Here is a 13,214-nt window from a genome sequence, read left to right on the forward strand (position 1 = left end):
GCCCATGCTGGAGATCAACACCATCCGAGCGGGCTACGACCGCACCACCGTGCTGCACGGAGTGACCGTCGCGGTGCCCAAGGACGGCGTCGCGGCTGTCCTCGGCCACAACGGTGCAGGCAAGAGCACCCTGCTGCGGGCGGCCATGGGGTTGATCAAGCCGACTGGCGGGACGATCCTCCTGCACGGCGAGGACGTCACCCGCCTCGCTCCGCACCAGCGGGTCGCCCGCGGTATGGCGTACGTCCCCCAGGGCCAGCAGTCCTTTCCGCACCTCACCACCGCCGAGAACCTCCAACTCGTCGCCGACGGACGCCCCGACGGCAAGGAGGCCATCGCCGAGGCACTGGACCTCTTCCCGGTCCTGCGGGAGCTGTCCGGCCGCCGCGCAGGGCTCCTCTCCGGCGGCCAGCGCCAGCAACTCGCCATCGCCCGCGCTCTGATCACCCGGCCCAGGCTCCTCCTCCTCGACGAACCGACCGAGGGCATCCAGCCCTCCGTCGTCGCCGAGATCGAGGAGACGATCCTTGCCCTCACCCGGCGAGGCGGCCTGTCCGTCCTCCTCGTCGAACAGCACGTCGGCTTCGCCATGCGGGCCGCCCAGCAGTACTACGTACTGGAAGCGGGACGCGTCACCTCCTCCGGAGCGGGAGGCACCGAGTCCGAGCAGACCGTACGAGCAGCGCTCAGCGTGTGACGGAAGGGGTAGGCGCCACCGAGTGCCTGCCCCGCTCACTACCTGACCTCCCCGCGGTAATGCCGACGCGCGTCAGGCCAGGGCCATGCACCGCATGCGTTCGCCTCGCGCTTCACGAGACGGGCTGTCCAGCTGGTGATCAAGAAAGCGGAAAGCGCCTCTGAACAGCGAGAATGAGGATTGCTGAGGTCCTTGTTCCCGCCACCGCCGGAGGCACTTTCCAGGTGAAGAAGCGTATCGGGTCCTACTCGCGTGTCCGCGTCGAGGGCGACGGTCGCGGAGTCGTCTCGCAGGCCGGCGCGGTGCTCCTGGCGGAGACGGTCCGCAAGTCCGGTCTGGATGCGGCGATATCGGCGGCGCTTGAGCCGTGGCGGAAGGCCCGGGCGGTGCACGATCCGGGCAAGATCCTGCTGGATGTCGCGCTCGCCGTCGCGCTGGGCGGGGACTGCCTGGCCGATGTGGCATGTTGCGGGCCGAGCCGACCGTGTTCGGGCCGGTGGCCTCCGACCCGACGGTTTCCCGGCTGATCAGCACGCTGGCGTCGGGCGGACATCGGGTCCTGGCCGCGCTGCGCACCGCCTGTGCTGAAGTGCGCGAACGGGTATGGCGGTTGGCCGGGAATGCGGCGCCGGATGCAGGCGGGCAGGTGGTCGTGGACATCGACGGCGTCCTCGTCCTGGCGCACTCCGAGAAACAGGACGCCGCCGCGACCTGGAAGGAGACGTTCGGCCACCACCCGCTGATGGTGTTCGTCGACCACGGCCGCGGCGGGTCCGGCGAGCCGGTCGTGGGCCTGCCGCGGCCCGGCAACGCGGGCTCCAACACCGCCGCCGACCACATCGAGGCCACCAGGCTGGGCTCTGGCCCAAACGGCTCCGGCGCGGGCGGCAGACGCTGATCCGCACCGACTCCGGCGGCGGCACCCACGAGTTCGTCGCCTGGCTCGCCCAGCGCGGACGGTGGCTGTCGTACTCGGTCGGCATGACCATCACCGACGCCATCCACCAGGCCGTCCTGAAGGTCCCGGCCTCGGCCTGGACGCCGGCCGTGGAACCCGACGGCGACATCCGCGACGGCGCCTGGGTCACCGAACTCGCCGGCGACTGCCTCAAGGGTTGGCCGAAGGGGCTGCGGCTGATCTTACGCAAGGAACGGCCGCACCCTGGTGCCCAGTTGCGCTTCACCGACCCCGATGGCATGCGCCTTACCTGCTTCGCCACCAACACGGCCAGCGAGGCGATCACCGCCCTCGAACTGCGCCACCGCCAGCGAGCCCCGGCCGAAGACCGCATCCGCGCCGCCCGCGCCACCGGCCTGCGCAACCTCCCCCTCCACGACGCCGCGCAGAACCAGATCTGGCTGGAGATCGTCCAGATCGCCCTGGACCTGCTCGCCTGGATGCCCCTGCTCGCTCTGACCGGCCAAGCCCGACTCTGGGAGCCCCGCCGGCTGCGGCTTCGGCTGTTCTCCACCGCTGCTCAGCTCGTCACCACCGGCCGACGCAGGATTCTCCGCCTCGCCGGGCACTGGCCCTGGACCGACGTGATCACCGATGCCCTGGACCGGCTCCATACCCTCCCGAACCCCGGCTGACCAGCAGCGTTCCGCCCCAGCGAGCAGCACCATCCCGACCGGAGCCGTGGAACCCGGCGCACACCCGACGCGACAGCCGGGCGCTCAACCTGCCCACAAGCAGAAATCACCCCTCCGAACGAGCAGAAAGGGTCCGTCAGCAAGCTGACGGACCCTCGTGCAAGATCGAGGCTATTGATCAGAAGCGCTTTGGGCTCACGCTCGTTGGGTCTGTCCAATCAACGGCTGATCTTGGTTGTCGAGGTGTCAGTGGGTGGTGGGGGTGAGGCGGCCTTCGAAGGCGATCTGGAAGGCGTTCAACGGTGCCTTCCAGCGCATTGTCCAGCGGCGTCGGCCCTTGCCGGTCGGGTCCAGGCTCATCAACGCCATGTAGATGCACTTCAACGCGGCGTTCTCCGACGGGAAGTGGCCCCGGGCCCGGACGGCCTTGCGGATGCGTGCGTTGACGCTCTCGATTGCGTTCGTCGAACAGATCACCTTGCGGATCTCGACGTCGAGGGAGAGGAAGGGGACCATCTCGGCCCAGGCGTCGGACCACAGCTTGACTACGGCCGGATACTTGGTACCCCACTTCTCGGAGAACTCCAGGAACCGCTCGGTGGCGGCGGCCTCCGAAGGTGCGGTGTAGACAGAAGCTCTCGGCGACGGCATTGTCATAGCACGAGCCGGTTCGGCCCATGCTCTGCCGCAGTCCCAAGGTGTCCGCCGTGCGGTCGGGCAGCACATCGATCCGCTCATGCGTCTCGGTATCGATGATCACGGTGGCGTAGCGGTGCCGTCGGCGCAGAGCGAAGTCGTCGACGCCGATCACGCGGGGCGTCCGCCCTGCGGGCAGCGGGATGCGCAACAGAGTACGCCGAGCCGTGTGACGCGAGACGCCCGCCGCGAGTATCGCCAGCAAACGTGCCCCCGCCAGGCCCGCCAACTCCTTGACCACCGCCTTGACGTGCCTGGTCAGGCGTGTGGTGCGTCGCTGGTATCGGTCCAGGACTCCGGGCACCTGCTCGCGGAAGGTACGTCGGCAGCCGCGGGTGGGGCACACGAGACGCCGCACCCGCACACGGACCACCACCCGCCGCCCGTCGACCGGCACGTCAGCCACAGTCCGCCAGTGATAGCCGTGCACCCGCCCCGACGACACCCTGCACACCGGACACGGCGCCATGTCCGGCGGCGTTCGCGCCCGCACCACGATCCGCTCACCCTCGTCGAGCACGTCGTCTACGACCAGCGGGAGCAGGCCCGAAAACACCATCTGGACAAGATCGTTGACAGCCTCACACGCATGTCAACGACCCTCACGACGCTCCGTTACCACCGAATATGAGACAGGGCCGTTGATTAGACACTCCCGAACCCCGTCGAGTGGGTCTGGGCACACGTCAAGCGCAGCCTGGCCAACCTCGTCGTCGTCGCCCTCGACCGGCTCGAAGCCCTCGTACACAACCGGCTCAAACGCCTCCAGTACCGGCCCGACACCTCGACGGTTTCATAGCAGGAACCGACCTGGCTCTCGACGTCCCAACGTCACCTTGACCAGCCGAAGTCAGTAACGGCACCAGCGGCCCACCTCGGCCAACGGTTACCCCTGGTCAACCAGAAGAGTGCGCTCGACCCTGAAAACGCCCGGGATGTGAGCATCGTCCTGCCGAGCGGAGCCTTAGAAAAGTGATCACGGTTCTCGACTGGTACGGCGGTTCCAGCGCAAGGTGCGGCGCATCCGAGGGCTACGGGCCGACGCCGGCCTGACTGGCGGAGGGTCGACGGGGCCCGGCGGTGCGGTGCGCAACCCAGCGACGCCCAAGTCCTCCGCGAGCAAGAGCAGCACATCCAGTTCCAGCCGGTGCAGCGCGTCCACAGCCGTCCACAAGTCGATGGCGAAAGCCCGTGCCGTGAGGCGTTGGGCTGCCCCGGGGTCGGCCGCGTTGGCCAGGTGGGCCAGGGTTCGCGCTTGGATCTCCGGGCGGGTGATCCGGTCCGCGAGCTCCTCCGCCCGCTCGGGCTGTCCCGTCTCGGCCGCTGCCCGGGCGAGCCCCGCGAGCAGTTCATCGCTCTTGTGCGAGCCCGCCGCCTCGAGTGCGTCCTCGATCTCAGCGGCGAGCGCGGCAGCCCGTCCGTGATCCCCGATCCAGGCGATCGCCTCGGTAACCACCGCCAGGGTACGTATCCGCACCGACGTTCCGTCGACGGGGCGGGCCAGCGCCCTGTCGCCGCCGACGGCCACGACGACCTGCTCCTGGTCTCCCGTCCCGTTGATCGTCTCGATGAGAGATGCCAGCGTACGTCCCCGATCGTGAGGTCCTCCGATGCTGCGGGCCACCGCCTCGGCCTCGTCGACGAGCACAGTGGCTCGGCTCACCTGGCCGCTGCGGGCGGCTGCCCGCGCCACCGCCGCCAGTGCCCGGGCCCGTAGCGCGAAGTCCTTGATCACGCGGGCGACGCGCTCGGATTGGTCGACGCCACCGGTGTCGGCGACAACCTCGGCCAGGGCGAGCACGCTCGACTCGTTCAGGTCCTCGCCCGCTTCGGGGATGCCGGCCAGGAGCCAGTCCATCAGTTTGATCGCATCATCGCGGTCGCCAGATGCCTCTCTCATGCCGGCCATCGCGGCCATGGCCAGTATCCGCGGGCGCAACGTCTCCATCGTGAGAATGATCTCCACGGCCCGCTCCACGGCACCCGCTTCGAGGACGGCCTCGGCGACGATGGCCAGTACAGCGTCGCGCTGGCCGCTCACGTTGTCGATGGCACGGGCGATGGCCTCGGCACGATCGCACTGCCCGGCGTTCGCCGCGGCCCTGGCCACAGCTCTCCGCGCGGCCACTGCACGGGCGGGGTCGTGCACCGTCCCGGCGATGGCCAGGGCCCAGTCGAGGTCTCCCGATCTGGCCGCCACGCCGGCCAAGGCCGCGAGTTCCACCTGGTGATGCACGGGGGACCGGACCGCCCGGGCCACTTCCTGGGCCTCCGACACGAGCTCGAGCCCGCGTCGGTGGTCACCCGACCGCACAACCGCCTCGGCCACTGCAGCCAGCGCCCGCGCCTTGGACGCCGCGTCGGGGTTGGCCCGGGCGAGTGCCTCGGCACGGCCGTGGTCGCCCGCCCGCGCTACGGCACCGGTGAGGACGGCCAGGTCGCCTCCCACCTGGAAGGTCGGGCGGTCGTCGGAGCCGTCGACGAGTCCGACGACAGCCTCGGCTGTGAGCTCGGCCGCACGATCGGGGGCCCCAGCGGCGGCCATCGCCTCGATCACCGCTGCCATCGGAGGCTGGAGCCAGACTCCGCTGACCGCGCGGGCTGCGGCCTCTGCCTCAGCAGCCGACCGGTATGCCGAGGTCAGGTCGCCGCTGCGGGCCACCGCCCGCGCCACAGCGGCAAGGGCCTTCGCCCGCCGATCAGGGTCGTCAATGGCGCGGGCCACCGCCAGGGCGTCGCCGTGCTCGCCGGCCGCGGCCAGCGCCTCGGCCAAATCGCCGTCGAGCCACCATCTCCCGGCAGCGGCCTCCGGATCGTCGGCGAGCGCCCTGATCTCGCGAACCAGCTCGGCGGCGCGCCGCCGGTCACCTGCCGCAGCTGCGTCCCTTGCCATCGTGGCCCAGCAGGACGCCCGGGTAAGGAAGTTGTCGATCCGGCGGGCCGCCCGATCAGCTGCATCGGCCAGCTCAGCGGCCCGATGCCCGTCGCCGTCCCTGGCTGCCGCCGCGGCAACCGCCGAAAGCGCCTTGGCCCCCTCGTCCGGTTCAGTGATGCTCCGTGCGATTGACTCGGCGAGCGTCCGGTTGCCGGCTTCGGCCACCTCCCTCGCCACCCCGGCGAGCGCCCTCGCCGAGCTCCCGCTCCACATGGACTCGGCCAGCGCCCGGGCCCGGCCGACGCGGCCGAGCAGCGCCCAGACGACGGGCACGTCCAGGGGCAGCGAGGCATTACGTTCCGACAGGCGCATACGGCACAGGGCGATTTTGGTCAGATCGGGCAGGTTCGGGCTCGCGGCGGCGAGGACAGCCTCTCGAGTCGCGGTGAGTTCGGCGAGGGCGGTGGCGTCGCCGCCGGTGGTGTCGAGCAGCCAGGCGTGGCGACCAGGGTCGAGCGCGAGGCCGAGCATCATGGGGACATCGCCGTCCGCGCGCAGACTGCGGAAGTAGCCGAGCAGCAGGTAGCCAGGGGTGTGCGCGCCCCAGCCCCGTCCCCGGTGCCCGTCCACCCAGTTGTGCAGGCGCCGACGGTAATCGGCCAGCCGGTCTCCAGCGAGGAAGGTCACCGCCTCCTGCTGCAGGTCCTCGTGGGCCAGCAGGTAGACGTGCTCAGGCCGCTCCGGTCCGTGCCGGACCAATGCCGGGCGCTGCTCGAAAGTTCGGCCCGACACCGTGTCCAAGGTCTCAGAAATCTCCCACGGGTCGCGGGTGCCGGTGAGTTCCACCAGGTCCTGGACGGACAGACCGCCGCCGGCCGCCGTCAGCAGGCCCAACAGATCCTGCTCGGTGGGTGTGCCGGTCAGCAGCCGTTTGAGTTCCCGCGCGGCGGCGTCACGGATGACCGCGGCGTCACGGGACGGTTCCAGGAGCCGTACGGCTGCGGGCTCGCGCAGTGGGTGATGGTCGGGCACGTCGCCGGGCAACGGCGGTGCAAGGCGTCCGGCCACGATGACGCGCATCCCCGCGGGAGGATGGGCCGGGAGCAGTGCGGCGATGCTGTACGCGTCGGGGCCGGCGGTCACCCCCAGGTCCTCGTCGAGCCCGTCCACGACCAGGACGAGCCGCGACCCCTGTTCCCGGCAGACGGTGGCCGCGTCGTCGAGCAGCGCAAGTAGGTGCGCGGCGCGGGTCGCCCCGGTCAGGTGCGCGGGCACTGGCCTGCCCAGTAGCGCCGCGAGCTGCTCCATAACGACATCGATGAACGCATCGCGGTCGCTCTGCCCTGCAAAACGCGCAGTGACGAAGAACGAGACGACGTGCACGCCCGCCGGTGGGTGAAGCACGAACCAGGACAGCAGGGCCGACTTGCCCGCCCACGCCTTCGCCCGCCACCACCGGTAGGCGCTCCCGCCGGGGCGGGTGCAGAACTCGGCCAATTCGGCGAGTTCCGCCTCCCGGCCATGGAGCCTGTCCGGTGCGATCGACCGCACCTGGTAGAGATAGGCTGAGCGGACCGGGATCGGTTCGCTGGCCAGCACATTGATCTGCAGGCCATCACCGATCAGTAACCCCGACACTCCTCGGGCGTCGATCCGCGGAGGTTGGCCGTCCTGGCTGTCCACCAGCTACACCCTCAGTTGAACGTGTTGAACTGGGTGGGGTGGTCGCCGCCGATCTGCACGCCCTTGGCACCACGCGCGTCGACCTGGTACTTGCCCTCCGAGCGGACCAGCGCCCGGAACTTCTCAGCCGCCGCCAGCAGTTCCTGGTCCCGGTCGGCACCGGACGCGATCAGCTCCTCACGCAGCTGGGCCTCCCAGACTCCCGGCTCCATCTGCTCAGCGTCCAACACCTCCTCGCCACGTGCGGACAGCCGACGGCGCACCGCCTCACGGAGCGCGTCGTACGCGTCCCGCACAGCTGTGCTCGCAGTGTCCATCAGCCCAGCCGACGCACCGGCGGCAAGCGCCGCCACCACGAGATCCACCTCGGTCATCAGACCTCCTGACGCAGTTGGCGCCCAGTTTTCCAGCACACCGCTTTCTCCACACGAGACTTCGACGATTTACCCCATGGTGAGTGCGGCTACTGAACTTGAAAGCGTGATGTCGGCCGTGGATCCGGGGTCGGCTGCATACACCGGTACCACCTCCGCTTCGCCGCCGGCGCGTCAGCGGCACCGGCCGCCCTTCGCGTCGGCATGCTCGTGAAGGCCCGGGCGGCCTGCCGTTCGGTGTCGGTGGGCGGCGGGGGGCCGGGGCGGACGGCGTCGCCGTAGAGGCGCTCGAAGTCGGCGATGGCTTCGCCCCGGGTGTCGTAGGATCCGCTGACGACCCGCAGGTGGCTCTCGCCGTGGAGGTGGACGCTGTCGGCGTGCTGGTAGGTCCCCACGGCGACGGTGGTGTGGCCGTCGTGGGCGTGGAGGTGGATGGTGAGGAGGCAGGGGGGGATGTCGTCGTGGATCTTCTGGGCGTCTGCGGACACGAGCCGGATGCCGTCGCGGTCGAGCCACGTCATCGGGTGACTGGCCCAGGTCCACTCGGTGTCGATCTCCTCCCGCAGCTGGTCGGTGATGTCTACGGGGATGCCGGCGTCGCGCAGGAGGTTGGCGGTGATGTTGGCGTTGCGGTCCTGCTTGACGGTGACGGCCGCGTCGGCCGCGGCATACACCGTCCTCAGCTCGGTCCCGGGCAGGAAGAGGTGGCGGTGCACACGCCGGAAGGCCGCCTCGACGGTGGGGTCGCGATGCAGCCCTGGGTGATCAGCTGGTCAGTCGTCTTTTTGGCGCAGTCGGTGGCTTTCGCGCACTTGCTCGGGGTCCTCGGGCGGGGCGAGCTGGCGCACGAGGCCGCGGTGTACGGGCGGCAGGCCCTTGAGGAGGCCGGGCCACACGGCGTCCAGGACGTGTGCGGGCGGTGTGAACAGCGTGCCGGCGAGGGCAGGGAGGTCGTCGGGCCGGTGCCATTCCCAGCGGTGGAACAGCTCAGGTTCAGTCACAGCGGGGGTGCCGTGGTGGGCGGTGACGCGGACGGCGGCGGTAAGACGGGGAACGTCGTAGGTGGTGTCCATCAGGAAGGCGACTACCCGAGCGTCGTCCGCCGAAGCTGTCAGCCCGGTCTCCTCGGTCAGTTCGCGTACGGCGGCCTGCTCGATGGATTCGCCCGGGGCGGGCTTGCCGCCGGGTAATTCCCACACCCCGCGCACGGACCGGCCCAGCAGTACGGCCCTGCTCGTCGTTGATCACGACACCCGCGGAGGGCGCCGTTTGTCGGCGAACGAGACCGGGCCCGTGGCGGGCCCCCGGAGCACCAGCACGGCCATGCCGTCGGAGTCGAAACGGTCGGCCGTGGCCCAGCCTGCTGTGGCCAGGGCGATCTCGTCATCGTCCAAAGCGATGTCGCGCCGGTTTGCGGGGAGGGCGTCCGCGAGCGGTGTGATGATGCAGACCGTGCCGCCGGGGTTCAGATGCTCGCGCAGGCGGTTGAGGAGCCAGGCGCGGTTCTTGAGGAAGGCATAGCTCAAGCGAAAGGCGACGAGGTCGTACGCGGCGTGCGGCAGGTCAGCGAAGCCGTCGTGTTCGATGTCGTGGAGCAGGAAGCGCACGTCGGCGTCATCCGGCGCCTGAGCGGCGGCGAGTTCGACAGCCGACTCGGCGTAGTCGACGGCGTCGACCACGTACCCCAGCTCGTGTAGATAGAGGGCGAGTTCGCCCAGGTCACATCCAACGTCCAGGGCGACGGCTGGGCTGTCCGGCTGGAGGGCGGTCCGCAGCACGGTGCGTTCGGAGTCGGTGAGGGCCCGGAAGCTCCCACCGCGGGCGTAGTGGTCATGCCATTCGCCCTGTTGCGTGAAACCCACCGAGGATGCTCCTTGTGGTCGAAGGGGGTGATGGTCAGAGGGCGACCCCGAGCCTCCTCGCCCCCTCGCCCGCTTCTGCCCACGGATCTTGGCGCGGGACGTCAATGAGGGCCGGGCGCCGCGCGGGACGGGATGCCGGGGCGTGGGTACACCTTGGACTGCTTGACGCTCCCGAACGCGAAGCTGGATTCGATCGACGTGATGCCGGGGATAGCGTGGATCTGCGTGCGCACCAGGACTTCGTACGCCTCAAGGCTTTCGATGACGACTCTGAGCAGGTAGTCGCTGCTGCCCGCCATCAGGTAGCAATCCTGGATGTGCTCGATGAGGCCGACGTGCTGTTCAAACACGTTGACGGCTTCGGCGGTGTGGCGTTCCAGACGGACCCGTACGAAGACGGTGATCGGGAGACCGAAGGCGACCTGGTCCACCATGGCTGTGTAGCCACTGATCAGACCCGACTCCTCAAGGCGGCGGACTCGGCGCAGGCAGGGCGACGGGGACAGCCGTACCCGGTCGGCGAGGTCCTGGTTGGACAGGCGACCGTCCGCCTGTAGCTCGTGAACGATCTGGAGATCGACAGCGTCCATGGGCACTCCTTGGCAGATTCTGCCTCAAAACTAGGCCTGAAGGGCACAACTGGCAATCGGCTGCCCCCGCGATTGCTCTAGCGTTGCCGCCGAGGTCAGGGCGCGGCATCGGTTCCGCCCGATCGGTCCATGGGCGGAGGAAACTTTGGTGGTCGCGACGAACACGGCCGCGGCGGCAACGTCCTCCGAGACGCGGAGCGCATCACCTACGTTCCGTGCCGCCAGGAGCGGAGAGCTCTCGCCGCAGGTGGCGGGCATGCTGGCACTGCTGCTGACCGTGGCGATCTGGGCCGCGTTCGCGTTGAGCGCCCGCGCCCTCAGTACCTCCACTCTGCTGGCCGCCGACGCGGCCCTGCTGCGGTTCGGTGTGCCCCTGGTGATCCTGGCGCCCGCCCTGTGGCGGCGTCGGCGCCGGCTGGCCGCCGTGCGGCCGGGCCCCGCGGCCAAGATCATCTGCGGTGCGGGGGTGCCGTTCTTTCTCGCGGCGATGCACGGCGGCTCGCTGACGTCCGCGGCTTTCGTCGGTGCGATCGTCCCCGGGATGGTCCCGTTGTTCGTCTCCGCTCTCCTCGTCGCGAGCGGGCGTGGCGCTCCGCGGGGTACGCAGACGGCGGGGCTGGTGCTGATCGTAGCCGGAGTTGTCGCGCTGGTCTGCCGTTACACCGTGGTTCTGGACGGAGACGTCCTGCTCGGTTCGGGCATCCTGCTCGTCGCCAGCGGACTGTGGGCTTTGTACACGGTGGGGCTGCGGGATGTGGACCTGGACCCCGTCGGATCCATAGGGCTGCTGTGCCTTCCGTCGTTCGCCGTCATCGCGTTCCTGGTCCTGACCGGCGTCCTGCCCACCAACCTCGCCCGGGCGACCGGTGGTGACCTCGTACTGTTCCTCGTCGTCCAGGGTCTGGGCGTCGGCCTGTGCGCCGGGCTGCTGTACGCGTTCGCGATCCGTCGGCTGGGACCGCAACGTTGCTCGGTCGTCGGCAGCCTCAGTCCGGCCGCCGTCGTCCTGCTCGCCATCCCGCTCCTGGACGAGTCGCCGACCCTGCCCGTCGTGGTCGGCGTCCCTCTCATCACCGCCGGCGTCGTTCTCGCCAATCGACGCCCCCGAAACAAGGTTTCCGCAGATGCTTGAACTTCTTGCTCCCCCGCCGGCCGACCCGCTGTGGGATCTTGCTGCCGAGTTCGCAGGCGACACTCGCCCGGAACGACTGAACCTCGTCCTCGGTGTCTACCGGGACCACACCGGGGCCACGCCCGTCATGTCGGCGGTCAGGGAGGCTGAGATACGCCTGGCGGAACGTTCGGCCTCCAAGGAGTACCGCGGTCTCTCCGGCAACACCGCCTTCAACCGCGTCATGCTGTCGATGGTGCTGGGGAGCGAGGCCCGTACCGCACGGGCCACGGCCGTCCAGACCGTGGCGGGCACCGGAGCCCTGCGGCTGCTCGCCGACCTGGTGCGCCAGACCCGCCCGGGTGCGACGGTGTGGATCAGCGACCCCGCATACGTCAACCACCGGCCCATCCTTCAGGCCGCCGGCCTGAAGGTCCGGACATACGGCAGCCCCGACCCGGAAGGGCTGTCCGGCACGGGGGGCATTCTCGACGACCTGCGCGCAGCCGGACGCAACGACGTGGTCCTCCTCCAGGGCTGCTGTCACAACCCCACCGGGGTCGACCCCTCTTTCGAGACCTGGGAGGCGCTGGCCGAGCTCGCCGCGACGAGCGGCTGGGTGCCCTTCGTCGACCTCGCCTACCACGGACTCGGCGACGGGCTCGAGGCCGACCTGCGGGCCACCCGGATGCTGGCCGACCGGCTTCCGGAGATGTTGATCGCCGTCAGCTGTTCCAAGAACTTCGGCCTCTACAGCGACCGCACCGGCTGCGCGATCGTCCTCGGGCCGACGCGACAGGCGCTGCGCCACGTGGAAACGGCACTGCAGAACGCCGCACGGACCCTGTACTCGATGCCGCCGGAACACGGTGCCGCCATCGTGACCACCATTCTCGAGGACGAGGTGCTGCGGACCGCGTGGCGGGCTGAGCTCGAGGTCATGCGCAACCGGATCACGGCCAACCGGTCGGATCTGGTCGGGCACCTCGATGCGCTGGGCTGCGGCGCCGAGGCGAAGTTGCTTGCACGGCAGAAGGGCATGTTCTCGATGCTGCCGCTCGTGCCGGACGACATGCGCCGGCTGCGCAGGCGGTTCGCCATCTACGGCACAGCTTCGGGACGCATCAACATCGCGGGGATTCCGGCGCACAGGATCCCGTACCTGGCGCAGGGCATCGCCGCGGTGTGCGGGACCGTGGACACGGCAGGTGCTCCATCGACCGCCCCGGCACCGCATTGAAGGAGCGGATGGCCGAGCGGCGCCCCGGCCCGCCGTGTGCACTTGCCCTTGCGTCGGCAGCTGCGCCTGCCGGGACCGGCGATCTTCTCCATGGCGTCGATCAACGGGCGAACCTCCTCGGTCCGGTCGTTGCTGAAACGCCACTGAGGATTGCGGCCTTGCTTTATGGCCTTGGCGCTTGACTCGAAGACCTCCTTGGCGGCCTTCGTCACCCTGATCATGTCTTCTCGCAGCTTCGGGTTCGACTTGATCATGTCGATGACGGCGTCCACCTGCTTCTGGGTGGCGGTGCCCTTGCGCAGTCGGATGGCCTCGCCAGACTCGCGAAGCTGTACGAGAATCCGCGGACCCTTCTGGCCGAGGGACTGTTGGTGTGGGGCGGAGCTGCCTACACCAGGAGGGTTCCAGCGCACGGAATCGTCGGCGCGAGGTCGCCCGGGCACAGCCGTGCGTTCACGGACGGACGGGAGACCACGCTGGACGCACCCGCCAT

General features: G+C 69.7%; 9 protein-coding genes and 4 pseudogenes. 5 read left to right on the forward strand and 8 right to left on the reverse strand.

Translation table 11 applies throughout. The features are described from left to right. Positions 1–4 precede the first annotated feature (4 nt). Both urtE and BLT82_RS30280 read left to right on the forward strand, forming a co-directional pair. The gene (gene urtE / locus BLT82_RS30275) at positions 5–697 is read left to right on the forward strand and encodes an urea ABC transporter ATP-binding subunit UrtE (RefSeq protein WP_093660614.1); all 693 of its coding nucleotides are present in this window, start codon (positions 5–7) and stop codon (positions 695–697) included. A 224-nt stretch (positions 698–921) separates the two neighbouring features. Continuing rightward, a pseudogene (locus tag BLT82_RS30280) lies at positions 922–2,290 on the forward strand (IS1380 family transposase). Between the two features lie 246 nt (positions 2,291–2,536). Here BLT82_RS30280 and BLT82_RS30285 read toward each other — a convergent pair. Further along, positions 2,537–2,920 (reverse strand): annotated as a pseudogene (locus tag BLT82_RS30285) (transposase); the annotation flags it as partial. 54 nt (positions 2,921–2,974) lie between these two features. Then, positions 2,975–3,545, reverse strand: a pseudogene (locus BLT82_RS30290) (transposase family protein); the annotation flags it as partial. 99 nt (positions 3,546–3,644) lie between these two features. On the opposite strand from BLT82_RS30290, the pseudogene BLT82_RS38280 reads away from it, so the two are divergent. After that, positions 3,645–3,826 (forward strand): annotated as a pseudogene (locus BLT82_RS38280) (IS630 family transposase); the annotation flags it as partial. Positions 3,827–3,962: 136 nt separating this feature from the next. Here BLT82_RS38280 and BLT82_RS30300 read toward each other — a convergent pair. From BLT82_RS30300 to BLT82_RS30320, 6 genes are all read right to left on the reverse strand, one after another. After that, positions 3,963–7,544 (reverse strand): hypothetical protein, encoded by a 3,582-nt coding sequence (locus BLT82_RS30300; protein ID WP_143041562.1) that lies wholly within the window; start codon positions 7,542–7,544, stop codon positions 3,963–3,965. Positions 7,545–7,555: 11 nt separating this feature from the next. Beyond that, entirely contained in the window at positions 7,556–7,918 is a 363-nt protein-coding gene (locus BLT82_RS30305; RefSeq protein ID WP_093660618.1) for a hypothetical protein, read from the reverse strand. Between the two features lie 89 nt (positions 7,919–8,007). Next, positions 8,008–8,634: a hypothetical protein gene (locus tag BLT82_RS30310; protein ID WP_093660620.1), complete on the reverse strand. Its 627-nt coding sequence runs from the start codon at positions 8,632–8,634 to the stop codon at positions 8,008–8,010. A 57-nt stretch (positions 8,635–8,691) separates the two neighbouring features. Next, positions 8,692–9,141 carry an NUDIX hydrolase gene (locus BLT82_RS38285; RefSeq protein ID WP_342029431.1) on the reverse strand — a complete coding sequence of 150 codons (450 nt, stop codon included), beginning with the start codon at positions 9,139–9,141 and terminating at the stop codon, positions 8,692–8,694. Positions 9,142–9,162: 21 nt separating this feature from the next. Next, positions 9,163–9,780, reverse strand: coding sequence for a class I SAM-dependent methyltransferase (locus tag BLT82_RS38290; RefSeq protein WP_244529759.1), 618 nt, complete (start codon positions 9,778–9,780; stop codon positions 9,163–9,165). A 101-nt stretch (positions 9,781–9,881) separates the two neighbouring features. After that, entirely contained in the window at positions 9,882–10,370 is a 489-nt protein-coding gene (locus BLT82_RS30320; protein WP_093660622.1) for an Lrp/AsnC family transcriptional regulator, read from the reverse strand. Positions 10,371–10,626: 256 nt separating this feature from the next. Here BLT82_RS30320 and BLT82_RS30325 point away from each other — a divergent pair, with 256 nt between their 5' ends. Continuing rightward, positions 10,627–11,502 carry a DMT family transporter gene (locus tag BLT82_RS30325; protein ID WP_093660774.1) on the forward strand — a complete coding sequence of 292 codons (876 nt, stop codon included), beginning with the start codon at positions 10,627–10,629 and terminating at the stop codon, positions 11,500–11,502. After that, a complete protein-coding gene (locus BLT82_RS30330) occupies positions 11,495–12,721 on the forward strand; it encodes an amino acid aminotransferase (protein WP_093660624.1) in 1,227 nt (408 codons plus the stop codon). Before BLT82_RS30325 ends, BLT82_RS30330 begins: the two co-directional genes overlap by 8 nt. The last annotated feature ends 493 nt before the right edge of the window (positions 12,722–13,214 follow it).

The sequence above is a fragment of the Streptomyces wuyuanensis genome, assembly GCF_900103455.1.
Classification (GTDB): Bacteria; Actinomycetota; Actinomycetes; order Streptomycetales; family Streptomycetaceae; genus Streptomyces; species Streptomyces wuyuanensis.